Source organism: Streptomyces sp. NPDC018693, assembly GCF_044391385.1.
In the GTDB taxonomy this organism is placed as follows: Bacteria; Actinomycetota; Actinomycetes; order Streptomycetales; family Streptomycetaceae; genus Streptomyces.
This window is the reverse complement of sequence record NZ_JBIRZZ010000008.1, coordinates 346,428-372,679: the sequence shown is the minus strand read 5'-3', so window position 1 is coordinate 372,679 and position 26,252 is coordinate 346,428. Positions and strand designations below refer to the sequence as shown.

The window sequence follows — 26,252 nt, the reverse complement described above, 5'->3', positions numbered from 1 at the left end:
GTTGCCGAACGACGCCGTTTCCGAGGTGAAGCGGTCACCGGTGAGCTGCATACCGTCACCGGAGTCACCCGCGAACCTGATGATCACCCGGTCGACGGTCTTCACGGCCTTCGCAGAGGTAGGGGCCAACACCGTGGGATTCCTTACGTGTTCGGACAGCGGAGGGGAGTCGGAGCGCGGGAAGAGGGTGGGCCGGCCGCCAGGCGGGGGATTTCCGGCGGCCGGCCCTGTCGGGGGATGTCTCACAGTCTGCGCGAGGCAGCCTGCACAACCTCTGGACGGAGCCTTGAAGAACGCTGATGGTTCAGTTCCAGGCGATGAGACGGTGGGGGCGTTCGAGCACGGCGGCCACGTCGGCGAGGACCTTGGACCCCAGCTCGCCGTCGACCAGGCGGTGGTCGAAGGACAGGGCGAGGGTGATGACCTGACGGGGCTTCACCTTGCCCTTGTGGACCCAGGGGCGAGTGGTGATCGCGCCGACCGCGAGGATCGCGGACTCTCCCGGGTTGAGGATGGGGGTGCCGGTGTCGACGCCGAAGACGCCGATGTTGGTGAGGGTGATGGTGCCTCCGCTCAGTGCGGCGGGGCTGGTTCGGCCTGCCCTTGCCGTGTCGACCAGATCGTCCAGAGCGTCGGCCAGGGCGCACAGGGACAGGCTGTGGGCGTCCTTGATGTTGGGGACGACCAGACCTCGGGGAGTGGCCGCCGCGATGCCCAGGTTGACGTAGTTCTTCCGGACGATCTCCTGGGCCGCTTCGTCCCAGGACGCGTTGATGTCGGGGTGGCGCTCGACCGCGGTGAGCAGGGCACGGGCCACCATGAGCAGCGGGCCCACCCTGCGGTCGGCGAACTGCGGTTCCCGTCTGAGTTCGCGCACGAGCTTCATGGTTCGGGTCACGTCGACCGTGACGAACTCGGTCACGTGGGGTGCGGTGAACGCGGAGGAGGTGACCGCCTGTGCGGTGACCCGGCGTACTCCGCGCACCGGCACCCTGGTCTCTCTGGGCTCCCCGGTCTCCCTTGTCTCCCTGGTCTTCTCGGTGCCCCTGGTGGGTGCCGTTGCCGCCGCGTGTACGTCCTCTCGTGTGATGATGCCGTTCGGGCCCGTGGGAGGTACCGAGGCGAGGTCGACGCCGAGGGTTTTGGCGAGTTTGCGGACCGGTGGCTTGGCCAGGACGTGTCCGGGTGCGGTGGGGCGCGGGGGCGCCGGGTCCGTCGTACGTCGTCGGCGTGTCCTGGTCTCGGTGGTCACGCCGTAGCCCACGAGGACGGGTTGGCGTTCCGGCTCCGGGGTGGCGGCAGTGCCCGCGACGGGGGCCGCTCCCGGGGCCGCCGGTGGCGCCGCCTCCGCGACGGTGATGATGACCGTGCCGACGGCAACCCTCTCGCCCGCGGCACACCGCAGTTCCCGCACCACGCCGTCGAAGGGGATGGGCAGTTCCACCACGGCCTTGGCCGTCTCTATCTCACAGACGGTCTGTCCGTCGGCGACCGGGTCGCCGGGCTGTACGTACCAGGTCAGGATCTCGGCGTCCGTGAGTCCCTCGCCCACGTCGGGCATCCGGAACTCGCGCAGTCGGCCGGCGGTGTCGGTCATGGGATGTCCTTCAGTACGCCAGCGACTCGTCCACAGTGGCGAGCACGCGATCGAGGTCGGGCAGGTAGTGCTCCTCCAGGCGCGCCGGCGGGTAGGGGGTGTGGTGACCTCCCACCCTCAGAACCGGGGCCTCGAGAGCGTAGAAGCAGCGCGTGGTGATCCGGGCGGCGATCTCCGCACCGGCGCCGAAGAAGACGGGCGCCTCATGCACGACGACCAGGCGGTGTGTCTTCTCCACGGACGCCTGCACGGTGTCGAAGTCGACCGGGGACACCGACCGCAGGTCGACGACCTCCAGTGAGTGTCCGTCCGCGCCGGCCGCCTCCGCGGCCTCCAGGCACAGCTTCACCATGGGGCCGTACGCGACGAGCGTCAGGTCCGTGCCCGGGCGGACGACGCGTGCCTGGTGCAGGGGCGGGGGCGCGGTGTCCGTGTCGACCTCGCCGGTGTCCCAGTAGCGGCGTTTGGGCTCGAAGAACATCACCGGGTCGTCGCTGCGGATGGCCTGCTGGAGCATCCAGTAGGCGTCCGAGGGGGTCGATGGCGAGACGACCTTCAGCCCGGCCACGTGGGCGAAGAGGGCTTCCGGGGATTCGCTGTGGTGCTCGACGGCGCCGATGCCACCGCCGTACGGGATGCGGATGACCACGGGCATCCGTATCGCGCCGTGCGACCGCGCGTGCAGCTTGGCCAGCTGGGTGACGATCTGGTCGTAGGCGGGATAGACGAATCCGTCGAACTGGATCTCGACCACGGGCCGGTAGCCGCCGAGGGCGAGGCCGATGGCGGTGCCGACGATGCCCGATTCCGCGAGGGGCGAGTCCATCACCCGCTCCTCGCCGAAGTCCTTCTGCAGGCCGTCGGTCACCCGGAACACCCCTCCGAGCCGGCCGACGTCCTCCCCCATCACCAGGACGCCCGGGTCGTTCTCCAGCGCCGTGCGCAGAGACCGGTTCAGGGCCTTGGCCAGGGTCATCGTGTCCACGGGCATGATCACTCCGTCTCAGGGTCGGCAAAGGACCGGTGGTACTCCTCGAACTGCCGCCGCTCCTCGTCCACGACCCCGTGGCCCTCGGCGTACGGGTGGTCGAAGACGGCCAGGCGGTGCGGATTGGGCATCGTCCGCACCTCGTGCCGGACCCGGTGCGTGAGCTCCCGGGCCTGTTCGTCGACCTCCTTGTAGAACTCGGGTGTCGCGTGGCCGGCCTCGGTCAGATGGGTGCGCAGCCGGGAGATGGGGTCCTTGGCCCGCCACTGCTCCTGCTCGGCCCGGGTGCGGTAGCGGGACGGGTCGTCCGAGGTGGTGTGGGCGCCCATGCGATAGGTGAACGCCTCCACGAAGAAGGGGCCGTTGCCGCCGCGGATGTGGTCGAGCGCGAACCGGGTCACGGCGTGCACGGCGAGCACGTCGTTGCCGTCCACGCGTACGCCGGGGAAGCCGAAGCCGTGGGCTCTGCGGTGGAGGGGGCCGCGCAGCTGCCGGGTGACGGGTTCGGAGATGGCCCACTGGTTGTTCTGGCAGAAGAACAGCACCGGCGCGTCGTGGACGGCGGCGAAGGTGAACGCCTCGGCCACGTCGCCCTCGCTGCTGGCACCGTCGCCGAAGTAGGCGACGGCCACGGCGTCGCTGCCCTTCTTGGCCAGGCTCATGGCGTACCCGGTGGCGTGCAGGGCGTGCGAGCCGACGACCAGTGTGTACAGGTGGAAGTTCGTCCTGCGGGGATCCCATCCGCCGTTGCTGACTCCGCGGTAGAGCTTGGCCACGTCCACGGGGTCGACACCCCGGCACCAGGCGACGCCGTGCTCGCGGTAACTGGGGAACACGTAGTCGTCGGGGCGCAGCGCGTGTGCCGAGCCGACCTGGGCCGCCTCCTGGCCCGCCAGCGGTGGCCACAGGCCGAGTTCGCCCTGCCGTTGCAGGGCCGTCGCCTCGGTGTCGATGGCGCGGGACATCACCATGTCCCGGTAGAGGAGGCGCAGCAGCTCGGCGTCGTAGCCGGGAGTGTCCTCCGGTGCTGTCACCAACGTGCCCTGCGGGGTCAGCAGTTGCACGGCCTCCGGTTCCTCGGGGCTGGTCATGAAGGCGTTCACGGCGTTCGTGAAGTCGGGCGTCGTCGCCCTGGGCTCACGGCGGCTTCTGGGCAGGGTCATGTCACTTCCATCGTGGGACGGCCCGCCAGGACGGACCGGTGCGGGTGCTCCGGACCGGGCTCCCGCGGTGGGCGCCCGGTGATGTCGAGGGTGTGGTCCGATGTCCAGCAGCCGTACCAGCCCGAATGCTGTACGTCTTCCGGGAACCAGGGCGGGCCGATCGCCACGATGGCGCCGACCGCGCCCTGCGGCAGACTCTCGCCGCGGGCGCCGACGACGCGCAGCCGTACGGGCGGCACGGGACTGCCCGCGCCGGGCTCATGGGGCCGTACGCCGTCATCGGCGAACAGTTCGTGCGCGGTCCACGGCACCGCCCCGTCGGTGGGGGCGAACTCGGACCAGAGCCGGGTCCCCGGCCGGATGGCGAAGTGGCGGTTGACGAGCGCGCGGCTACAGGGGCTGCCGATGAGGACCACGGTGCCGGGTGCCCCCGTCCCGGTGGCCGCCCGCCCGCGGTGCGGGGGAAGGGCGTCGAGGTGACGGGCGTACTCGTCCGGTGCGAGCACCGCGACACTGTCCCCGGCGCCCACGAGCGGCCATACGGGATCCGGGTTCCACGGTGCCGTGTGCAGCGTCGCGCCGGAGCTGAACGCCCACCACATCGCGGCCAGCGCGGTCCGGGACATGGGCGCCTGGTCGACGGTCACGGTTCCGGCCGGCATCCCGGCCCGGTGGCTGCGGTCGGCGGCGGACCGCAGCCACGAGCGGTGGTCGATCAGCCGGGCCGCTCCCCGGGTGTGGAACAGCAGGTGCGCGCCGCTCTCGGGGCAGGAGCGGGGCAGGGCCGGCTCCAGCGGGGCCGCCGCGATCTTCCGCCAGGTGTGCCGGTCGTCCAGCGCCATCGAGGGAATGCCGGTGACGCCGCGGTCGTAGGTGGCACGGCTGCACAGGACGGCACGCGCGCCGGTGTGCCGGGCGGCCGCCGCCACTCCGCCGGGCCCGCGCAGTGCGGGGACGCACACTCCGCCCGCCTTGAGCACGCCGAGCTGGGCGACGAGCGCCTGACGGTGGTTGTCGCAGTGGACGACCAGGGGGTCTCCGAGCTGGACCCCGCCCAGGACCAGGGCGGAGGCCAGGCGCAGGGCCTGGCGCTCGGCCTGGGCGTAGGTGAGCCGGTGCCAGCCGTCCTGGATCGCGACCCGACGCGGATGCCGGTGGGCCGTGTGGGCGAAGACCTGGTCGAGGGTGAGGGCAGGTGGCTGCCCGCCCGCGGGCGGCAGGGGACGGCCCCGCCCCGTCGGCTGCTGCATGGTCACTGGTTCCGCCGTTTCAGGAGGTGAGTCGGATGCGAGTCAGGAGATGAAGTCGTAGGACAGCTGGTCCTCGGTCTCGGGCCAGGTGGCGAAGCGGCGCAGCCCGTACAGCAGCGGATAGCGCTCCGCGGACAGGCGGGTGACACGGGTGACCCGGCCCATGATCACGACGTGGTCGCCCACGACGTGGTCGGTGGTGACCTCGCAGTCCGCGATGGTGTGGGCGGCGGTCACCAGATGCGGGCCCCCCGCGTCGACGGCCGCGTGCCAGTCGACCCGGTCGAAACGGTCCGGCGCCCCGGAGGCGAAGAGTTCGGCCACGCCCTGCGCCCCGCGGTGCAGCAGATTGACCGCGAAGCGCCGGCCGGCCTGCACGGCCTCCAGGGTCGGGCTGCCGCGCCGCATGCACACCAGCAGGACAGGGGGGTCCAGCGACACGCTGCACAGCGAGGTGAGGGTCATGCCCCAGGGCGTGTCGTCGGCGCCGAGGGTGGTCACCACGGCCACGCCGGTGGGGAAGCCGGCCATCAGGGCACGGAAGTCGGCGGGATGCCCGTACGTCATGCCACACCCTCCTGTCCGGCCCGGGCGACGGAGGGCGACATGCCGTCCAGCGCCGCGCGGATCTCGGCCACGAGGATCTCGGTGAAGGCCGGGAAAGCCTCTCCGAGGAAGTGGAAGTGGCCTCCCGTGAACAGCCGGCGCCGGAAGGCTCCGGTGGTCTCCGGAGCCCAGGCCGCCGCGCCGGGCGCGGGGGCCAGCACGTCGTCGGTGGACGCGAACACGGTCAGCGCGCTCGACAGCGGTTCCCGTCCGGGGGCGGGCCGGTAGGAGTCCAGGGCGCGCAGGTCGGACCTGATCACCTTCAGGAACCGGTCGCGGAACTCCGGCAGTTCGTCGAGCTGCTCCGGCATACCCCCCAGGCGGGTGAGCCGCCGGGCGAGTTCGGTCTCGGACAGGCTGGGGTCAAGGAGGCGCAGGGGCGGCTGGATGCCGGGAGCCTGCCGCCCGGAGACGCCGACCCACAGGGGCGCGATGCCGCAGCCCTGAAGGGACCGGGCCGTCTCGGAGGCGATGACCGCGCCGAGGCTGTGCCCGAACAGGGCCAGCGGTGTCCCGTCGGACAGGGCGAGCACGTCCTCGGTGACCCGGGCCACGAGCGTGGCCATGTCGGTGATCGCCGGCTGCGTGTACCGCTTGCCCCGGCCCGGCAGGTCCAGGAGTGCCACGTCCCAGGTGGGGGGCAGGAACCGGGTCATGGGGTGGTAGACGCTGCCCGATCCGCCGGCGTGCGGCACGACGACCAGACGGACCTCGGGTGCGGCGACGGCGCGGGGCCGGACGAAGGCGTCGGTGCTCATGCGCCCACCGCCTGTCCGGCCGCCGCGGTCTTGGCGATGCTCTCGGCGAGCTTGCCCAGCAGGTCCCGCAGGGGCATGTCGAGGGAGAGCTCGTCGGCGGTCATGCCCACCTCGAAGTGCTCCTCGACCCGGGTGATGAACAGGGTGGAGATGAAGGAGTCCCCTCCGACGTCGAGGAAAGTCAGCTCGGGGTCGAGGACCTCGGCCTGCAGGACGTCGCCCAGCACGTCCAGGAGGTAGCGGGTCAGCGGTGCGCGCTCCAGCGACTCGGGCAGGCGCGTTCCGGCCGGGGTCTCGGCGGCCGGGTCGCCCGGGGTCTCCGGCAGCGGTTCGTCGATCCAGTACGTCCGGTGGCGGAACGGGTAGGTCGGCAGGTCGCCCGCGAAGCACGCCCCGGGCGCGGCCAGCGCCTCCAGGCGCAGGTCCGCTCCCGCGGTGAACAACTCGGCGAGCGCGGCCCGCAGCAGGCCGGGGGCGTCCTGCGGGTCGGCTCCGGACAGCGGCAGGCTGGTCCGTCGGCCGTGTGCCTCCCAGGAGAGCTCGACCAGGGCGGCCGGCTCGTCGGCCGGCCCGGCTGTCCCGGCCGGTACGGCGTGCACGCCGAGGCGGGCCAGGACGGCGCGGAGCCGCACGGAGGGCGCCTCGGCCGCGGTGCCCGGGGATGCGGGGGCCGACAGCCGGGGATGGGCCGCCGTCAGGGCGGCCACCACCGCCTCCAGCTGGTCGTCCGGGCCCTCGCAGCGGAGCGTGATCCGGCGCGGCGGTTCCTGGGCGGCGACCGTCAGGACGCCCTGGGCGCGCCAGTCCGCGAGGGCCTCGGCGAGTTCGCGCGGAGTGGCGCCGACGACGGCCAGCCGGTGAGCGAACGGCGCGCGTCCGGCCCGCAGGGTGTGGCAGAGGTCGGCGAGCCGGGTGTCGTCGGTCCGGCGCAGGAGGGAGCCGACCTGGTCGGCGAGGCAGTCGAGTGCCACCGAGTCCTTGGCGCTCAGCGTGAGGAGTTCCAGGCGTCGCGGGCCGGGCGCGGTGGTCGGCGCGGACGCCCCGGGCGCCGCGTCCGGTGAGGGGGCGGCGGTCGGCTCGTAGGACTCCAGGAGCGCGTGGACGTTCGTTCCGCTCATGCCGAAGGAGTTGACGCCGGCGACCCTGCGGGACAGCCCGGAGGGCCAGGGCGTGTTCCGCCGGGGCACCTCGAAGTCGAGCCGGTCCCACGGGATGTGCGGGTTCAGCTCCGCGTCGTCCGGCTGGGCGCCGGCGGGGATCACGCCGTGCTGGAGCATCAGGACGGTCTTCATCACGGATGCGATCCCGGAGGCGCCTTCGAGGTGGCCGATCCGGGACTTGACGCTGCCGATGGTCAGCGGGACGCCCCGGCGCCGGACGGCCTCCCCGAGGACCCCGTCCAGCGCGCCGATCTCGATCGGGTCGCCCAGGACGGTGCCGGTGCCGTGGGCCTCGACGAAGCCGACGGCGGCCGGGTCGATCCGGGCGTCGGCGAGCGCCGCCCGGATCACCTCCTGCTGGGCCGGCCCGTTGGGGGCGGTCAGACCGGACGCCGCGCCGTCGTGGTTCACGGCCGTGCCCCGGATGACGGCGAGGACCGGTCGGCCCTCGCGTTCGGCGTCGTCGAGGCGCATCAGGGCCACCACCCCGATGCCCTCGCCGCGCCCGTAGCCGTCGGCGGTGGCGAGGAACGACTTGCAGCGGCCGTCCGGAGACAGCGCCCGCGTCTGGCACAGCGAGACCATCAGGCTCGCGGACAGCAGCAGGTTGGCCCCGGCGGCCAGCGCGTAGCGGCACTCGCGCCTGCGCAGCCCCTGCACGGCCAGGTGGAGGGTGGTCAGGGAGGAGGAGCAGGCGGTCTCCACGCCCATGACGGGACCGGAGAAGCCCAGGAGGTGGCTGATCCGCCCGGCTCCGAAGCTGAGGCCGCCGCCGGTGATGTAGTAGGGGTCGATCCTGGACATGTCGGAGCGGTCCTCGTTCCGCTCGCTGTACTCGGAGGTCATCATGCCCAGGTAGATCCCGACGTCCAGCCGGTCGGAGCGGCGCACCGCGATCCCGGCCCGCTCCAGCGCCTCCCAGCTGGTCTCCAGGAGCATGCGCTGCTGCGGGTCGAGCAGGCGGGCCTCGCGCCGGGACAGCCCGAAGAAGTCGGCGTCGAAGCCGGCGATGTCGTCGAGGAATCCGGCCCGCTCGACGTAGGAGCGGCCGGGCCGGCCGACCGACGGGTCGTACACCGCGCGCAGGCCGGGCCGGTCCGCGGGGATCTCGGACAGCGCCGAGTCGGTTCCGCACAGGAAGTCCCAGTACGCCTCGGGCGAGTTGATGTCCGGTGGCAGCCTCAGCCCCATCCCGACGACGGCGACGGGGGCGTGCTGGTCGTCCTCCAACTCGGCGATCCGCGCCCGCAGCCGGCGGGAGAGGCGCAGCTGGTCCTCCATCAGGGCGCGTACGCCCTCGATGTCCATGGCCTCACTCATGCCTGTATGTCTCCTTTCTGGTGTACGTCGCTGCGGACGGCCTGGACGAGTTCCTCGAGGGACAGCTCGGAGAGGTCCGAGAGGTCGACGGGCTCCGGCAGTTCCGCGTGTGCTGGGGAGTCCTGGCTGTCCGTCGTGTCCGCGGCGGCCGGGGCCGGTGCGGGGTGGGTCAGACCGAGGATGTGGTGCGTGATGCGCGGGACCGTGGGGTGGTCGAGGGCGACGGTCGCCAGGAGGTCGACGGCCAGGGCGTGGGAGAGCCGGGTGCGCAGATCGATCACCATGATCGAGTCCAGGCCCATGTCACCGAAGGTGGTCTCGTCGTCGAGGGCCGCGGGCTGGCCGAGGGTCTCCTCGGCCGTGTCCCGGACCAAGTCCCGGAGCAGCACGGTGCGTTCCTGCGCGTCCGCGGCGTCCAGACGGGCCCGGAACCAGCCCCGGGGGCGGCCGGCGCGGTCCACGCCGGACGCGTTGCCGCCGCGGGTCTCGCCGCGGGGGACGGCGGTGTCGAGCAACCGGGCGCGCGGATGGTCGCCGATCGCCTCGACGAACCGTTCCGGGGCGAGATCGACGGCGACGACGCGGGCCCGCCGGCCGGTGAGCGCGGCCAGCAGCAGCGGTTCGGCCGTCTCGTCGGTGAGGGTGCCGATACCGAGCCGGGCGGTGGCCCGGCGTACGGTCTCCGAGGCGGCCATCCCGCCCTTGCCGCTCGGCACCCACGGCCCCCAGGCGATGCTGGTGGCGGGTACACCGTCCGCACGCAGGGTCTCGGCGAGGCCGGTCAGGTAGCCGTTCGCGGCGGCGTAGACGGTCTGCCCGGCGGAGCCGAGCACGCTGGACGCGGACGAGAACAGCACGAACGCGTCGAGGTCGTGGCCGCGCAGGGCGTCCGCGAGGACGTCCGCGCCGCGCGCCTGGGCGGCGAAGACATGCTCCGCGGCGGCGCGGTCGACGCTGCCGAAGGCCCGGTCGTCGGTGGCCCCGGCCAGGTGCAGGACCCAGCGCAGCGGTGCGTCGCCGCCGGCCTCCGCGACGGCGCGCGCGCAGTCCGCGGGGTCGGTGACGTCACCGCGTACCAGCTGGACCCGGGTGCCGGTGGCGGTGATCGCGTCGATCAGGCGACGGGCCTCGGCGTCCGGTTCCGAGCGGGCCATCAGGGTGATGGCCGTGCAGCCGTTGCGTGCGAGGACCGCCGCGCTGCTCAGGCCCAGCCCGCCGAGCCCGCCGGTGATGAGGGCGGCGCCGGTGAGCGCGCCGGCCGCGGTGTCCGCCGGGCCGGTGGCGGGGACGAGCCGGGCGACCCGGGTGCGGTCGGCGCCGATCTCCAGGCGGGTCTCGCCGAGGCCGTCGTCGACGGCCCGGTGCAGGGCCGGCAGCAGCCTGGTGACGTCCCAGCCGTCGGCCAGGGTCACCCGGAGCAGCCGACGTGCGCTCTCCTCGGCCTCGACGCAGGCCAGCAGGCCCCACAGGGTCTCGCGCAGCGGCGCCTGCGGTGTGCCGTCGGCGGCCAGTACGGCGTACGGCACCGCCTCGGGTACGGCCCGCAGGGTGGCCGCGAGGTCGAGCACGGCATCGGTCGCGGCCCGCGCGTCGGCCGGTTCGGCGTCGAGGAAACGGGCGTCGACGACCAGGTCCGGAGCCGGGTCCGCGAGCGTGGCGTCATCGTCGAGCGGGACGGCCCGGTGCCCTGCTTCCTCGACGGCCTTGGCGAGGAGCCGTCCCGTCGGGGTACCGGAGCCGAGGACGGCCACCGCGCGGGCCGGGCCGACGGGCTCGGCCAGGTCGCCGACGGCGGTCTGCTCGGTCCAGGTGAGGTCCCAGACGTGCCGGGCGGAGCGGCGCAGCGAGGACTGCAGCAGGGCGCGCGAGGCCGAGCGGAACCGGAAGCCGTCCATGGCGAGGACGGTGGCGCCGGACTCGTCGAAGAGGTGCAGGTCGGCGGTCTCCACCTGGTGGAACCGGTCGCCGTCCGACTGGCGCAGTCCGGCGCGGATGTGGCCCCACAGGCTACGGCCGGGGGTGGGCCGGCCGGGGAAGGAGACCCGGGCGGCGGCGAAGGGGATGACCAGGGCCTGCTGCTGGTCGGTGGGCTCCGGGTCGTCCTCCTGGATGGCGAAGCAGACGGAGCTCTGCAGACAGGAGTCGAGCAACCCGGGGTGGATCTGGTAGTCCTCGGCGGGCTCGTTCATCGTCTCCGGCCAGTCGAACCGGATCAGTGCCTGGTCGCCGCGGATCCAGGCGTCGCCGACCCAGCTGAAGGACGGGCCGAGCAGATAGCCGATGCCGCGAAGGTGGCGGTAGAACGCCTCACCGCTGAGGTGGCGGTCGGCCCCCGCGATGAACTCCCGCGGGTCGGGCGCGGACCCGCGCGCGGGCTCGGCAGGCAGTCGGCGGGCCGTCAGGTGCTCCTGCCACACGCCGCGTTCGGGGTCCAGGAGGCTCTGCACGCTGACCGTGCGGGCACCGGACTCGCCGTCGCCCTCGATGACCTGGAGTTCGTAGCGCTCCCCGTCGTGGAGCACCAGGGCGCGCGGGAAGTGCAGGTCCTCCAGGACGACATGGTCGCCGTCGTGCCCCAGGGCGGACAGCACGGTGGCGGTCTGTGAGGCGCCCGCCACCTGGACGGTGCCGAACAACCGGTGGTCGTCGAGGTGCGGCGGGTACACGGTGCTGCGTTCGGTGACGAACACCCGTCCCCGGATCGCCGGCGAGCGCACCTCGGTGCCCCAGGGCGGCCCTGCCGGAAGGGAGTCGGATGTGGACCGCGGGCCCCGCGCGCCGGCCGCGGGCGCCGGCGAGCCGTCCGTGGCGGTGCCGCGCCAGAAGGGGGTCGCGGCGAACGGATACAGCGGGGCAGCCGCGCGCGGGGTGCGGCGCGGGTCCCGTACGGCCCTCCAGTCGATGTCCTGTCCCGCCTCGTACAGGGCCCGGGCGGCGGCCGACAGGGTGGCCCGGTCCCCGGTGCCGCGCCGCAGCGACGGCAGCAGGCCGCCCGCCGGGGCCAGGCCCGCCGCGCGCACCAGGTTCACCAGCGTGCCGTCCGGGCCGATCTCCAGGCAGATGTCCACCTTCTGCTCGGCGAGCCGGCGGGCACCGTCGTGGAAGCGGACGGTGCTGCGGGCGTGCCGCACCCAGTAGTCGGCGTCGAAGGTGCCGGGCTCGGCGAGCCGGCCGGTGAGGTTGGAGATGACGGGGATGTGCGGATCGGCGAAGTCCAGTGCGGCGGCGGCCTCGCGCAGCTGCGGCAGGACGGGGTCGAGCAGCCGGGAGTGGAAGGCGTGCGACACGGTGAGCCGGACGCTGCGAACGCCCGCTTCGGTGAGCCGTGCGGCGAACCCCTCGATCTCCTCGGGCGTTCCGGCCACGACGGTCGCGTCGGGGGTGTTGACGGCGGCGACGTCGAGGGTCGTGCCCTCGAGGTGGGCGCGGACCTGCTCCTCGGAGGCACGCACGGACAGCATGGCCCCGCGCGGGGTGCTCTGCATCAGCTCGGCCCGCCGGGCGATCAGCCGCAGCCCCGACGGCAGGTCCGTCACACCGGCGTGGACGGCGGCGGCGACCTCACCGACGCTGTGTCCCATGACCACGTCCGGGGTGACGCCCCAGGACTCCCAGAGGGCGGCCAGCGCGCTCTCCAGCGCGAACAGCGCCGGCTGGGTGACCCGGGTCTCGTTCACGGCCTGCGGATCGTCGCCGTACAGGGTGAGTTCCACGAGGGAGCCGCCGAGGACGGGGGCGAGTTCGCGGTCGCAGCGGTCGAAGACGTCCCGGAAGACCGGTTCGGTCTCGTAGAGTTCGCGGCCCATCGCGAACCGCTGGCTGCCCTGTCCCGAGAAGAGGAAGGCGATGCGCGGGCGGCCGGTGACAGGGCGGTCCGGCAGCGGGTCGGCCAGCTGGGCGAGGAGCTTGTCGCGGGTCTCGCCCAACAGGGCGCGCCGGTAGGGGAAGTGGGCGCGGCCGGCACTGGCGGTGGCGGCCAGGCCCGCCAGTTCCTCGTCGGGGGTGTCGGTCAGCCGGGCGCGCCAGGCCGCGGCGAGCCGTTCCAGGCCGGCGGGGTCGGGGGCGGACAGGGGGATGAGGTGGGGGGTGCCGGCCGGGTCGCCGTTCGTGGCGGCCGAGGGCCCGGTCGGCGGGTCGGAGAGCACCACGTGGGCGTTGGTCCCGGTCAGTCCGAAACCGGAGACGCCCGCCACGCGCGGTGCCCTGCCGGAACGCCAAGGGGTGGGGGTGTCCACCACACGGACGTTCATCTCGGCCCAGTCCACGTGGGGGTTGGGTTCCCCGAAGTGGAGGTTGGCCGGGAGGAGATCGTGTCTCAAAGCGAGGACGGTCTTGATGACGGCGGCCATGCCGGCGGCCGACTCGCAGTGACCGATGTTGCTCTTGACGGACCCGACGTGGAGCGGCTCGCCGGGCTTGCGGTCGGGGCCGAGTACCCGCCATGCCGCGCCCAGTTCGATGGGGTCGCCCAGCGCGGTGCCCGTGCCGTGGGCCTCCAAGTAGGAGACCTGGGAGCCGGTGACGCCGGCGTCGGCGAGGGCGTCGGCGAGCAGGGACTGCTGAGCCGTGCCGCTGGGCGCGGTGAGCCCGGAGGAGGCGCCGTCCTGGTTGACGGCGCTGCCGCGGATCACGGCGAGCACGCGGTCGCCGGCGCGTTCGGCGTCGGAGAGCCGCTTGAGGACGAGCACGCCGCAGCCCTCGGCGCGGACGAACCCGTTGGCGTCGGCGGAGAAGGTCCGGCAGCGGCCGTCGGGCGAGAGCATGTGCGCGCGGCTGGCGGAGACGGACGCCATCGGGTCGAGGATGACGTTGACCCCGCCGGCCAGTACGGCGTCGGACTCGCCGCCGCGCAGCGACCGCACCGCGAGGTGCAGGGCGACCAGCGAGGACGAGCAGGCGGTGTCCACGGCCATCGCCGGGCCGTTCAGCCCGAGGGTGTAGGCCAGGCGGCCCGCGGCGGCGTTCAGCGAGGTGCCGGTGGAGTAGTAGGCGTCGAGCTGGTCGGCGCCGGGCCCGGCCAGGACGCGGGCGTAGTCCGCGTAGCTGATGCCGACGAAGACGCCGGTGCGGGTGGAGCGCAGGGAGTGCGGGTCGATGCCGCCGTCCTCGAGGGCGTGCCAGGCGGCCTCCAGCAGCAGCCGCTGCTGAGGGTCGAGGTTCTCCGCCTCGCGGGCGGGGATGCCGAAGAAGGCCGCGTCGAAGCGCCTGACGTCCTTGAGGAAGCCGCCCTGGTCCGTGGTGATCCAGCCGGGCTCGGCGCCGTCGTCGTGGAAGGCGGCGGTGTCGTACCGGCCTTCGGGTACGGGGCCCACCGCGTCGCGGCCCTCGCGCAGCAGCGTCCACAGTTCGTCGACGGAGTCGGCCTGCGGGAACCGGCCGGCCATGCCGACGATGGCGATCGGCTCCTGGCCGGTGCTCGACGGCCCGGCCGTGGTGTCGTGCGGCAGCGTGGCAGGGGCCGGCGGGTGCGGGCGCTCGTGGGGGGCGCTGCCCGGGTTGGCCGCCGCGGGTTCCGGCGGTGTGGCCGGGGCGGTGGAGGGGGCGGCCGGTGCGGCGGTCAGGAGGTGGTCCGCCAGCCGCGTGACGGTGGGGTGGTCGAACACGTCGGCCGCGCGCAGGCTGACCTCGAACGCCTGTCCGAGGCGGCCGACCAGGTCCACGGCCATGATGGAGTCCAGGCCGAGGTCGAAGAAGCCGATGTCGTCCCTGATGGAGTCCGCGGAGTCGTAACCGAGTTGGGCGGCGAGGATCCGGGCCACATGGGTGCGGGCGGCGGCGGGCCGGGCGCGCTCGGGGAGCGCGGCCAGCTCGGCCGCGACCGAGGGTTCGGCGGCGGCCCCGGCCGGTGCGGCCGGGGTGGTCCCGGGCAGGTCCGCGCTGAGCAGACCGCGCGCCCGGAAACGGGACATGATCGAGCGGAACCGGGGCAGGTCCAGCGGGCAGACGACCACATGCCCGGATACCGACCCGAACACGGCGAGCGCGGCGCGGCCGGTGGCGGCGTCCAGGGCCCCGACGCCCAGCCGGGCGAAGGTGTCGCGGGACGCGGAGTCGGCCATGCCCGACTCGCCCAGGTCCCAGGGCCCGTAGGCGATGCTGACGGCGGGCAGACCGAGGCTCGTGCGGTGGGCCACAAGGGCGTCGAGGCCGCCGTTGGCGGCGGCGTAGCCGGCGCACCGGTCGGTGCCCCAGACGGCCGAGACCGACGAGATCGTGACGAAGAAGTCGAGGGGCCAGTCGAGCGCGGCGCGGTGCAGCAGCCACGCGCCCGCGAACTTGCCGCGCAGGGCGGCGGCGAACTCCGCGACGCCGGTCTCCTCGGCCGCGACGCGCTCCAGCGTGCCCGCCGCGTGCAGCACACCGCGTACGGGCGGCAGGCCGTCCAGAGCGGTGCAGGCGTCCGCGACCGCCTCGGCGGTGTCGCATCCGCCGGACCGGTAGACGGCCTCGACGCCCGCGGCGGCCAGCTCGTCGAGCAGGCCCTGGGCATCGGGGCTCAGCTCGGCCTGCGGCCGACGGCCGATGAGCAGCAGGTGGCGGGCGCCTCGCGCGGCGAGTTCGGCGGTCAGTTCGCGGCCGACTCCGCCGAGTCCGCCGGTGACGACGTACGTCGCGTCGGGCACCACCGGCAGGGGTGCGGCGGGCCTGGCGGTCTCGGTGAGACGGGCGGTCAGGACCACTCCGTCCCGGACGGCCGCCCGGTCCTCTGCCTGCTCCCCACGGGCCGAGGCGTCGGTCTCCCGTGCGACGAAGCCCAGGAGGGCGTCCAGGTCCGCGTCGGCCGGGTCGGCCGGCAGATCGACGACACCGCCCCAGGCGGCACCGAGTTCCAGGCCGAGGACGGGTGCCAGGCCGTGCAGGACACCGTGGTCCGTGGCCGCCACGGTGTCCTCCGGGCGGGTCCGGCAGGCTCCTCGGGTGAGGGCGAACACCCGCTGTCCGGCGCCGCTTCGGGCCAGGGCGGCGACCGCCGTGGTCACCGTCGCGCACAGCACCGCTCCGGGCTCCGCGAGGTCCCCGGACCGGCCGGTGTCGCCGTCGGACCCGGGCAGGGGGGTGGCCCGCAGCGCCAGGACGAGAGGACTCCCGGCGTCCGGTGCCGGGCTGTCCGGGGAGGTCCAGGCGTCGCGGTCGGCCGGCAGCGGTGCGCACCGCCAGCCGTCCGGCAGAGCCGGGGCGGAGGGGATGAGCACCGTGCCGGTCAGGCCCAGCGCGGCGGCCCGGCCGGCCAGCGCGACGAGCAGGTCCTCGTCGTCGCCGGCGAGGACGACGCGCCGAGCGGCGACGGCGGGTGCGGGCGATGCGGGCGACGCCGAGGTCTGGGGGTGCCACAGCACCTCGTGGACGGGGGCCGTCGCGACGGCCCCCGAGCGGCCGTCGGCCGTGGTGCCGGCGGAGGTGCCGTCCGGTGCGGGCGGGGCGAACCGGCGGCGCTGCCATGGGTAGTGCGGCAGGTCGACGACGCGGCGGGGGAGCCCCTCGGTGAGGACCGGATCGCCGCCGGCGCTGTCCGCGCCTTCGGTGACGGTCACCTCCGGCACCGTGCGGCCCTCGGCGAGGGCGCGCAGCGCCTCGGCCGCCGTGCCGGGGTCGGCCGCGGTGACGGCCGCGTGGACGTCCATCCGAGTCCGTCCGGCGGTCGCGGTGTACGCGAACGCCGGGTAGTCGGCGGGGTCGAGGGTGTCCAGTACGGCGGCGTACTGGGCGGCGCGGGCGCGCAGCGCCTCGTCGGTCCGCGCCGAGATCGAGAAACCGGTGACCGTCGCGGGGGCGGGCTCGCCGGACGGACCGGCCGGCCGCTCGTCGGGCAGCAGCGGTCCGACGATCGCGTGCGCGTTGGTGCCGCTCATCCCGAACGAGCTGACCGAGGCGCAGTCGCCGGACCGCGGCGACCACTCTCCCAGGGTGTCCGGCACCGTCATGCCGGTGCCGGACAGATCGATGCGCGGGTTGAGATGGCGGAAGTGGACGACGGGCGGCACCTGGCGCCGGGACACACACAGCATCGCCTTGATCAGTCCCGCCACTCCGGCGGTGCCCTCGAGGTGGCCGAAGTTGGTCTTCACCGCGCCGACGGGCAGCGGTGCGCCGTCGTTGCGGCGGCCCAGGGCGGTCGCCAGCGCGTCCATCTCGATCGGATCGCCGAGCGCGGTTCCCGTGCCGTGGGTCTCCGCGTAGCCGACCGCCTGCGGCTGCAGTCCGCCGTCGGCGAGTGCCGCCTCGATGAGGGACACCTGGGCGAGGACGTTGGGCGCGGTGAACCCGCTGGAACGACCGTCCTGGTTGACGGACGTGCCCCGGATCACGCCCAGCACCCGGTCGCCGTCGCGCAGGGCGTGGTCGAGCCGCTTGAGCAGCACCACGCCGACGCCCTCGCCTCGGGTGAAGCCGTTGGCCCGGGAATCGAACGTCTTGCACAGGCCGTCCGGCGACAGCGAACGGGTCTCCTGGACCAGGCGCATGGTCCGCGGCGACATGATCAGGTTGGCGCCCGCGGCGAAGGCGAGTTCGCACTCGCCCCTGCGCAGCGCCTGCACCGCCAGGTGCACGGCGACCAGGGAGGACGAGCAGGCCGTGTCGACCGTCATCGTCGGGCCGGTCAGGCCCAGGGCGTAGGCCACCCGGCCGGCGGCGAAGTTGTGCCCGTTGCCGGTGGCCCAGTAGGCGTCGGGTTCTCCCTCGCACCACTCCCGGTAGTCCTGCCACATGACGCCCAGGTAGAGGCCCGCGCGGGCCTCGGCGAGCGTCCCGGCCGGGACGGCCGCGTGCTCCAGGGCCTCCCAGGCGACCTCCAGCAGGAGCCGGTGCTGCGGGTCCAGGTGGCGGGCCTCGCGGGGGCTGATGCCGAAGAACTCGGCGTCGAAGTCGAGGACCTCGTCAAGGAAGCCGCCGCGCTGCGGCAGCCCGCGCCAGGCGTCGGCGAAAGGACCCTTGCGGTGCTCCGGCATGGGACGCACCAGGTCCCGGCCTTCGGCGAGGGCGGTCCAGTAGCCGTCGAGGGTGTCGATGCCTCCGGGCAGCCGCAGGCCCGCGCCGATGATCGCGACGGGCTGGTTGCCCCGCTGCTCGCCGAGTTGCGCGCGCAGGGTGCGGATGGTGGCCATGGCGCGGGTGAGAGGCGTCTGCTTGCCTCCCTCGGAGGGGCTTGTCTCCTGCATCGGGGTTCCTTGCGGTCGGGACGTGGAGGGGGCGGGGGTGGTCGGGTCGGTCGTCACCGGGCGGCCTCCTGCGCGGGAGCGATCTGCTCGGTGAGGGCCTTGGCGAGGGTGCGCGGGGTGCCGTACGTCCACAGCAGGGTGGGCGACAGGCGCAGTCCGAAGGCGGCTTCGAGCCGGTTGCGCAGTTCGAGGCTCATCAGCGAGTCCAGGCCGAGGGACTCGAACAGGGCGTCGCGTTCGACCCGTTCGGGGGTGAGGCGCAGGACCTGGGCGGCGAGTTCGCGGACCTTCGCCTCCACCAGGTCCGGGCGGGCCTCGGGGGGTGCGGAGAGCAGGCCGGTCAGGAAGGCGCTGCCGGTCGTGGTCGGGCCGTCATCGCTCAGGGCCTGGTGGAGGTCGCGCCAGACGCCGAGGGCCACCGTGTCGGGCGCCGCTTCGAACCAGCGGCGCAGGTCCAGGGGGACGTAGCCGTCGACGGGCCGGTCCTGGGCGAGGAGCCGGGTGAGGGCGGGCCAGGCGTCCTCGGCGGGGAAACTGTCCATGCCCCGGTTCCCGAGGCGGGCGCCGGCCTGTTCGCTGCGGGCCGCCAGACCGATGTCCGCGAAGGGACCCCACTGCACGCTGAGCGCGGGCAGCCCCCGCCGTCGGCGCAGTTCGGCGGTGGCGTCGAGGTAGGCGTTGGCGGCGGCGTAGGCGGCCTGACCGGGGTTGCCGACGAGGGCCGCGACGGAGGAGAACAGGACGAAGAAGTCCAGCGGGTCCTGCGCGGTGGCGGTCTCCAGGGCGAGGACGCCGGAGACCTTGGGCCGCAGCACCTTGGCCAGCTGATGCTGCGTCAGGCGCCCGATGGTGGCGTCGGAGACGACACCGGCGGCGTGCACGACACCGCGCAGCGGCGGCAGTCCACGCTCGCGCAGCTCGCCCAGCGCCTGCCGTACGGCGGAGCGGTCGGCCACGTCGAAGCGCGGGGTGTGGACGACGGTACCGCCGTCGCGCAGTGCCTGAAGCCGGGCGGTCGCCTCGGCCGTGGGCGCGGACCGCCCGACCAGGACCAGGGTGCCCGCGCCGTGGGCGGCGAGGTGTTCGGCCAGGGACAGGCCGAGAGCGCCGAGGCCACCGGTGATCAGATAGGCGCCGTCCGGTCGGAACCGGCCGTCGAGGAGCGGTTCGGGGGCGACGTGCGGGACGTCCGCCAGCCCGGTGAGCACCAGCCGTGAGGCGTGGGCGTCGTGTCCGAGGTCGACGGTCGTGCCGGGGGTGCCGGCGCAGTCGTGGGCGCGCGCGGGCGGGGCGGTGAGGTGGCCGTCGGCGGCCAGCGCCGCGACCTCGGCCAGCAGGCGAGCGAAGCGGTCGGGGCGTCGGACGCGCAGCGCCTCCACGTCGACCGAGCCGAAGGTGGCGCCGACGGGCAGCGGTCGCTCGTCGGGGCCCGCGTCGGCCGGCACGACCCGCGTGGAGTCCTCCACATAGCGTCCGTCGGATGCCAGCAGGTCCCAGGCGTGGCGGGCGGACGCGCCGCCGCGCGGGCCGAGGACCACGTCGACGCCGTGGCCGCCGACGAGCGCCGTGACGGTCTTCGGCCAGCCCGGATCGGCGGCGTCGAGGACCTCCTGGGCACCCACGGCTCGCAGTGCGGCACGGTGCCGGGGGGCGTCGTCGACGACGACCAGGGGGACGGCGCCCCGGCAGCGGACGATCTGCGTGGCCACCAGGGCACCGGGCAGGGTGAGGGTGTGGATCAGGACGGTGTCGCCCTCGGTCAGCCGGCCCGGCCCGGTCAGCGCGTACCAGGCGGTGACGGCCGGGAGGAGCAGCGCCGCGGCCTCGGTGTCGTCGAGCCGGTCGGGCAGCGCGACGACATGGGCCGCGTCGGCGAGGACCTGGTGGGCGAGCGCCCCGGAAGCGAAGGCCGCCACCCGGTCTCCGGGGCGCAGCCCGCTCACCTCCGGTCCGACCGCGCTGATCCGTCCCACGCACTCGCGGCCCAGCGGCAGCGTACGGGCGGACTGACCGGCGCGGACCGCCGCCAGGTCGCGAAGGTCGGCCGGCGCCACGGCGGCGGCCGTGGTCTCGACGACCACCTGGCCGGGTCCGGGCATCGCGGGGGTGAGCGGCAGGAACTCGGCGGTGCCCGGCGTGCCTGCGCGGGCGGCGCCGAGCCGGAACGGCTGCGGGCCGGTGTGCCAGGCGGGGCGGGCGGCGGCGTCGCTGCCGTCCGGGCCGGTCGCGGGGCCGGCGCCGCGGACGATCCGGGCGGCCAGCCGCCGGCTGCCGCGCAGCGCGAGCTGGTCGTCGATGTCCCCGTCGAGCAGGGCGCGGGCGCATTCCTCGGCCCAGCCGGGGTGGGAGAGGTCCACGTCGAGGAGCCGGGGCCGCAGTTCGGAGTGCTCGCGTTGCAGTACCCGCCCGTAGCCCCAGTACAGCGCGGCCCCGGGGTCGGGGGTGTCGGTCGCCGTGGCGCTCTGGGCCCGGTCGGTGACGACGGTGAGTCGGGGCAGCGCGGGCAGCGCGGCGAGGACACCCGTCACGGCGGTGAGGTGGGACAGCCCGCGCTGCTGGGCGTCGGTGCCGACGCAGGCCCGCGGGGCGAGGAAGACGACGCCGTCGATGTCACCCGTGAGGGCCTCCTCCGGACGGGCGGTGTCGCTGACGGTGGTCACGTCGGCGCCGGCCCGGCGCAGGGAGTCCAGCAGGTCCTGTGTGGCGCCGCCCATGCTGCCGCAGACGACCCAGTGACCGGCCGTGCTCCCACCGTCCCCGGCCTGTGGCGCGCCGTCGTCCTGCGCGGGCGTGACATCGGTCCAGTGGATGTGGTGCAGCCGGTCGGCGTCCGGGCCCCGGCCGTCGGAGGTGGGCAGGGACCGCAGGACCAGGCCCTCCATCACCAGGAGGGGACGCCGGTCGCCGGTGAAGACCCGGACGTCGACCGTGCCGTCCGGCTGCCGCAGGACGTGGGAGTGGAGCGCGGTGACGGGCTCGGGGCCGACGGGCAGCACGTGGACGGTGCGCACGGCGGTCGGCATCAGCGCCTCGGTGCCCTCGTCGAGCAGCAGGGCGACCTGCAGCGCTCCGTCCCAGAGCGCGGGGTGCAGCACCCTGGGCCGCAGGCCGGCCGCGAGGTCCTCCGGCAGCCGGATCTCGCCCAGTGCCTCGTCGCCCGAGGGATGGCGGCGCAGGGCGCGCACCGACTGGAAGGCGGGACCGTAGACCTGGCCGCGGGCGCCGCAGCGGCGGTAGAAGTCGTCGGGGTCCTCGGACGGGACGTCGTCGGCCCAGGCGGGCAGGGCCGGGGCGGCGGGGGTGTCCGCCGCGGGTTCGGCAGCCGCGGTCGCGATGGTCTCCCACTCGGTGGCACCGGCCGGCAGCGACAGCAGACGGAACGCACCGCCGCCGGGAGTGTCCCGCCATTCGGTGGTGCAGCGGACCGGCCCGTTGCCGATGGCCACCTCCTTGCGGAAGGCGACGTCGACGAGCCGGCCGGGGAGTTCACCGGTGCGGGCCAGCGCCGTGTGCAGGGCCAGGGCGAGCATGCCGGTGCCGGGCAGCAGCGCCGTGTCGTACAGGTTGTGGTCGGTGAGCCAGGGCTGGGTGGCCGCGGACAGTTCGAGGGTGCCCTGCCAGACACCGGGCCGGCCGGGGGCGGGCACGAGCGGTGCCTCGAAGCCCTGGGCGGCGCCCGAGGCGCGGCCGTTGTCGGCGGGCCAGAAGCTCTCCCGCTCCATGGGGTACGGGGGCACGGGGAAGCGGCCGTCGGGCGGCAGCGTGCCGAACGGTTCCAGGCCGGCCGTGTAGGCGCGGGCCAAGGCGTGGGCCATGTCCCGGGTGCCGCCGTGGCCGCGGCGCAGGGTGGTGAGCAGGGCGAGGGGCTCCTCGCGTGCGGCCACCTGCTGTTCGAGCGCCGGGTGCAGCACGGGGTGCGGGCTGATCTCCACCACATGGGTCACGCCGCTCTCGAAGAGGGCGTCCATCGCGGACACGAACTCGATGGGCTCGCACAGGTTGCGCACCCAGTAGTCGGGACCCAGCTCCCCGCCGTCGACGACGCGTGCCTCCACGGTCGACATCACGGGCACGGATGCTGCGGCCGGCTGGATCGGGGCGAGCGCGGTCATGATGTCGTCGCGCAGCACGCCCATGCCGGCGCTGTGCGAGGCGTAGTCGATGTTGACGAGGGCGCAGAACGTGCCCTCGGCCTCCAGCAGTTCCTTCAGCGCGAGGATGTGGTCGCGGTCCCCGGACAGGACGCAGGAGTGCGGCCCGTTGTGCGCGGCGAAGGACACCTCGTCCTCGAAGCCCTCCAGGGCGCTCAGGGCGGCCTCGCGGTCGAGGTCGACGGCGAGCATCAGCCCGCGCCCGGAGACCCGCTCGGCGATCAGCGCGCCCCGGCGGGCCAGGACCAGGGCGGCGTCGTCGAGGGACAGCGCGCCCGCGAAGGTGGCGGCGGTGATCTCGCCCTGGCTGGTGCCGAGCACGACGTCGGGAGCGACACCGGCGCTGCGCCACAGCTCGGCCAGGCCCAGGGACATCGCCCAGAGCGCCGGCTGCAGTACGTCGGTGCGCTTGGTCCAGCTCTGCGCGAGCTCACCCGGGTCCGTGCCGGGGGCGAACACATCGGTCAGGTCCCAGTCGACGTGCGGGGCGAGGGCCTTGGCACACCGGTCGACGACCGACGCGAACACGGAGCTGTCCCGGTAGAGGGCCACCCCCATGTCGCGCCACTGCGAGCCCTGGCCGGGGAAGACGAAGGCGGTACGGCCGTGCGGCACGGCCCGCCCGGTGACCGGACCGGCGCCCGGGGCGGCGGTGGGGTCGTCGAGCGCCGCGAGTCCGGCGGTGACCTGCGCCAGGTCCTCGGCGACGAACGCGGCCCGCTCCGGGAAGTGGTCGCGCCGCCGGGCGAGCGTGCCCGCCAGCTCCCGGGGGTCGGCCGGCCCGGACGCGTGCAGGGCGTCGCGCAGCTGGGCCGCCCGGCGGGCGACAACCGGTGCGCGCTGCCCGGACAGGGTGATCACGGGCGGCAGTCCGGTCCGGTCGGTGCGGTCCGGGCCGGGCACGGCCGCGGTGTCCGGCGGGGACGCCACGATCACATGGGCGTTGGTCCCGCCCCAGCCGAACGAGTTCACACCGATGTGGACCGGGCCCGTGGCGGGCAGGGCGATCGGCTCGCTCGCCACGGTGAGGTTGAGGTCGTCGAACGGGATGTCCGGGTTGGGCTCTTCGGCGTGCAGGGACGGCGGGACCACCCGGTGGCGCAGCGAGAGCAGTACCTTGATCAGGCCGGCCAGCCCCGAACTGCCCTCCAGATGCCCGATGTTGGTCTTCACCGAGCCGATCGGCAGCGGATCGCCGGCCGGGCGGGCGCGGCCCAGGACCGCGCCGATCGCGCCGGCCTCGGTGGGGTCGCCGCGCTTGGTGCCGGTGCCGTGCGCCTCGACGTACGACAGAGCGGCGGCCGGCACGGTGTGCTGCCCGTAGCTGCGGCGCAGCAGGTCCTCCTGGCCCGCCCCGCTGGGGCTGACCAGGCTGTGTCCGCCGCCGTCGTTGTTGGTCAGGGTGCTGACCAGGACACCGTGCACGCGGTCGTTGTCCCGCAGGGCACGCGCGAGCGTCTTGAGGTAGACGGCGGCGACGCCCTCGCCGCGGACGAACCCGTTGGCGGACTTCGCGAAGGAGGCGCAGCGGCCGTCGGGGGAGAGGCCGCCGAAGTGGGTCAGGCCGATGGTGACGTGCGGGTCCATCATCAGGTTCGTACTGCCGACGATGGCCGCCTCGATGTCGCCGGAGCGCAGGGCGCGGGCGGCCAGGTCGAGCCCGACGAGCCCGGAGGAGCAGCCGGTGTCGACGGCGAGGCTGGGCCCGCGGAGCTTCATGAAGTACGACAACCGGTTGGCGAGGATGTCCCGCCCGGTGCCGACGAGGGTGTGCGAGGTGTGCAGGGCGCCGCGTGCCTTGCGCAGCAGCTCGTAGTCGTGCCAGACGGTGGCGACGTAGACGCCGGTGCGGGTGCCCGCGAGGTCGCTCACCCGCTGCCCGGCGTCCTCCAGCGCCCGCCAGCCGACCTCCAGGAGCAGCCGCTGCTGGGGATCCATGGCGGCCGCCTCGCGCGGGGAGATCCCGAAGAACCCGGCGTCGAACAGGTCGATGTCGTCGAGGAACCCGCCGACGGCGGGGATGCGCAGCCGGGGGTCGAGCTGGACGGACGCGTCCCAGCGGTCCGGTGGCACCGGTCCGATCGCTTCCTGACCGTTGACCAGGAGGGTCCACAGGCTGTCGACGTCCGGGGCGCCGGGGAAGCGGCCGGCCATTCCGACCACTGCGATGAGTTCCTCGGGATCGGGTGTGGAATGCGCGTTCATTCGCTGCCTTTTCGTCCTGATGGGATGGACCGGGCTCGGCCTGGGCCTCACGCGGGCTACGACGGCGTCGCGGGCGCGGACCTCGACGGCCCCCGGACGGGAACCGGATATCCGTGAACTCGCTTGGTTCCAGGCTAGGAAGAGCGCCGGCTCCGGGAGAACCCCCTGCCTCGCGCGGCGGGGCGTTCTCCCGGTACCCCCTGACGCGGGCATAGGGGGTGCGGTGTCGGACGGAAGCCCGGGTCTACTTTCCGGCGCGCAGCCGCATCCGGACCAGGCCCTTGCTCGCGTTGACCATGCGGGGGCCGATCTCCGGCGGGGCGTCCTTGCGGCACCAGCGGGCGTTCATGAGCATCTTGGCCGGGGACATGGCGAAGCAGCGGTTGTCCCGCTCGCCGAACTTGAACGAAGGCGCGATGAAGTCGGCGCCCCGGATGTAGGTGAGGATCTTCCGGGCCGCCTCGCCCGGGTCCTGCGTGCCCTCGTCGACGGCCTGGCACAGCTCCCTGGTGAGATGGCCCATGCGGTTGAAGCCGTCGCTCACGGGCAGCGGGGAACCGGGGTGTCCGTGCTGCTCCAGCTCCCGGAAGACACCGTCGTCACCGGTGCGTTCGAACCGGTAGTAGGCGTCCTCCAGCATGACGTTGCCCAGCATGGTGCCGAGCATCCAGGTGCGGTTGACCGCGTTCCACAGCTCGTAGTCGCGGAACCCGACGAAGGAGCTGTAGACGATGTCGTCGTGGAAGTCGAACAGGCCCTGCTGGAGGTCCTCCAGGTAGCTGAACCGTTCCAGGGACCAGTTGCCGTCCCGGCTGGCCGCGATGAGCCGCCAGCCGAGCGCGTTGACGAGTTCCATCGTGTTGGTCAGGCCCCGGGAGTACAGGGCGTCGATGAAGCCCGCCGCGTGCGAGGTCAGGCAGAACCGCTCGCCGACGACCTGCTTGGCCGAGTACTGCAGCCGGCCCGTGGACACCCAGGGCCGGACCGCCTTCGCGTCGCGGAACTGGTGCGCGATCTCCGGGAAGCGGGCCAGGAAGTCGTCGAATTCCTGCTGCGGAGTCCGGTCGTCCTTGGGATGGACGCGGGGGTCCAGGGTGAGGCCCACGCTGCACAGCGGGTTGAGCGACGCCGGGTTGTTGTCGAACGGGATGACCCAGAGCCAGCCGCCGTCGAAGACATGGTGCAGGGTGCCGTGGTGCCAGGGGTTGGGCTGGTCGTGGGCACGGGCCGCGGGGGCCTTGTCGAAGGGCTCGACGCCGATCATGTGGGTGAACAGGCAGCGGGAGTGCGTCCTGGCGCGGGTCGGGGTCTCGCGCAGGCCGAACCGCTCGGCCAGCGGCGAGCGGAAGCCACTGCCGTCGACGACGTAGTGGGCGCGCAGCTCCTCACCGCTGTCGGTGCGCAGCACAGCGCCGTCGTCCGGGTCGGTGTCGATGTCCACGATCCGGGTTCCGGACCGGGGGTGGGCACCGTACTTGATCGCCGTGTGGAACAGGTAGGCGTCCACGTCCTGGCGGAACAGGTGGGTCTCGGTGCGCAGGACGGACGGGACCACCAGCTGGTTGATCTCCTGCGGGTTCTGTGTGGAACCCTCCCGGTGGTAGACGAAGCCGAAGTTCTGTTTCTGCCCGCAGTAGCGGGAGACGTTCTCGCTGATGCCCTTGAAGCTCGACAGCGCCCGGAGCTCGGGCACCTGGTACCGGTCGGCGATGAGCCTGGTCATGCCCGAGGTGTAGGGAATGGTCGACTCTCCCACCGCGAACCGCGGGTGGGTACCGGCGTCGAGAAGGAGCACCTTCACGCCGTTGCGCGCCAGGACGGCGCCCAGCATTCCTCCGGCCATTCCGCTGCCGAGGATCGCCACATCGTAGTGGTCACCGCGCTTCATGGAGTTCT

Annotated in this window: 10 protein-coding genes; all 10 read right to left on the bottom strand. The window is 73.9% G+C overall.

Going from position 1 to position 26,252, the window contains the following annotated elements; genetic code table 11:
• Positions 1-304: 304 nt before the first annotated feature.
• The 10 genes from ACH5AC_RS23050 to ACH5AC_RS23005 all read right to left on the bottom strand — a co-directional run bounded on the left by ACH5AC_RS23050 (position 305) and on the right by ACH5AC_RS23005 (position 26,244).
• Complete coding sequence (locus ACH5AC_RS23050) at positions 305-1,597, bottom strand: dihydrolipoamide acetyltransferase family protein (RefSeq protein ID WP_398863898.1); 1,293 nt, start codon at positions 1,595-1,597, stop codon at positions 305-307.
• A 10-nt stretch (positions 1,598-1,607) separates the two neighbouring features.
• Positions 1,608-2,588 (bottom strand): alpha-ketoacid dehydrogenase subunit beta, encoded by a 981-nt coding sequence (locus ACH5AC_RS23045; RefSeq protein ID WP_398863896.1) that lies wholly within the window; start codon positions 2,586-2,588, stop codon positions 1,608-1,610.
• Between the two features lie 2 nt (positions 2,589-2,590).
• Positions 2,591-3,748 (bottom strand): pyruvate dehydrogenase (acetyl-transferring) E1 component subunit alpha, encoded by a 1,158-nt coding sequence (gene pdhA, locus ACH5AC_RS23040; RefSeq protein WP_398863895.1) that lies wholly within the window; start codon positions 3,746-3,748, stop codon positions 2,591-2,593.
• Entirely contained in the window at positions 3,745-4,998 is a 1,254-nt protein-coding gene (locus tag ACH5AC_RS23035) for an AMP-binding protein (protein ID WP_398863894.1), read from the bottom strand. Before ACH5AC_RS23035 ends, pdhA begins: the two co-directional genes overlap by 4 nt.
• Positions 4,999-5,040: 42 nt before the next feature.
• Entirely contained in the window at positions 5,041-5,565 is a 525-nt protein-coding gene (locus ACH5AC_RS23030) for a flavin reductase family protein (RefSeq protein ID WP_398863892.1), read from the bottom strand.
• Positions 5,562-6,362 carry a thioesterase II family protein gene (locus ACH5AC_RS23025; RefSeq protein ID WP_398863890.1) on the bottom strand — a complete coding sequence of 267 codons (801 nt, stop codon included), beginning with the start codon at positions 6,360-6,362 and terminating at the stop codon, positions 5,562-5,564. Before ACH5AC_RS23025 ends, ACH5AC_RS23030 begins: the two co-directional genes overlap by 4 nt.
• Positions 6,359-8,842, bottom strand: coding sequence for a beta-ketoacyl synthase N-terminal-like domain-containing protein (locus tag ACH5AC_RS23020; RefSeq protein ID WP_398863889.1), 2,484 nt, complete (start codon positions 8,840-8,842; stop codon positions 6,359-6,361). The genes ACH5AC_RS23025 and ACH5AC_RS23020 overlap by 4 nt, the downstream gene beginning before the upstream one ends.
• Complete coding sequence (locus tag ACH5AC_RS23015) at positions 8,839-18,000, bottom strand: SDR family NAD(P)-dependent oxidoreductase (RefSeq protein WP_398863888.1); 9,162 nt, start codon at positions 17,998-18,000, stop codon at positions 8,839-8,841. Before ACH5AC_RS23015 ends, ACH5AC_RS23020 begins: the two co-directional genes overlap by 4 nt.
• Before the next feature lie 53 nt (positions 18,001-18,053).
• Positions 18,054-24,356: an SDR family NAD(P)-dependent oxidoreductase gene (locus tag ACH5AC_RS23010; protein WP_398863887.1), complete on the bottom strand. Its 6,303-nt coding sequence runs from the start codon at positions 24,354-24,356 to the stop codon at positions 18,054-18,056.
• Positions 24,357-24,600: 244 nt separating this feature from the next.
• Entirely contained in the window at positions 24,601-26,244 is a 1,644-nt protein-coding gene (locus tag ACH5AC_RS23005) for an NAD(P)/FAD-dependent oxidoreductase (protein ID WP_398863886.1), read from the bottom strand.
• Positions 26,245-26,252 lie beyond the last annotated feature (8 nt).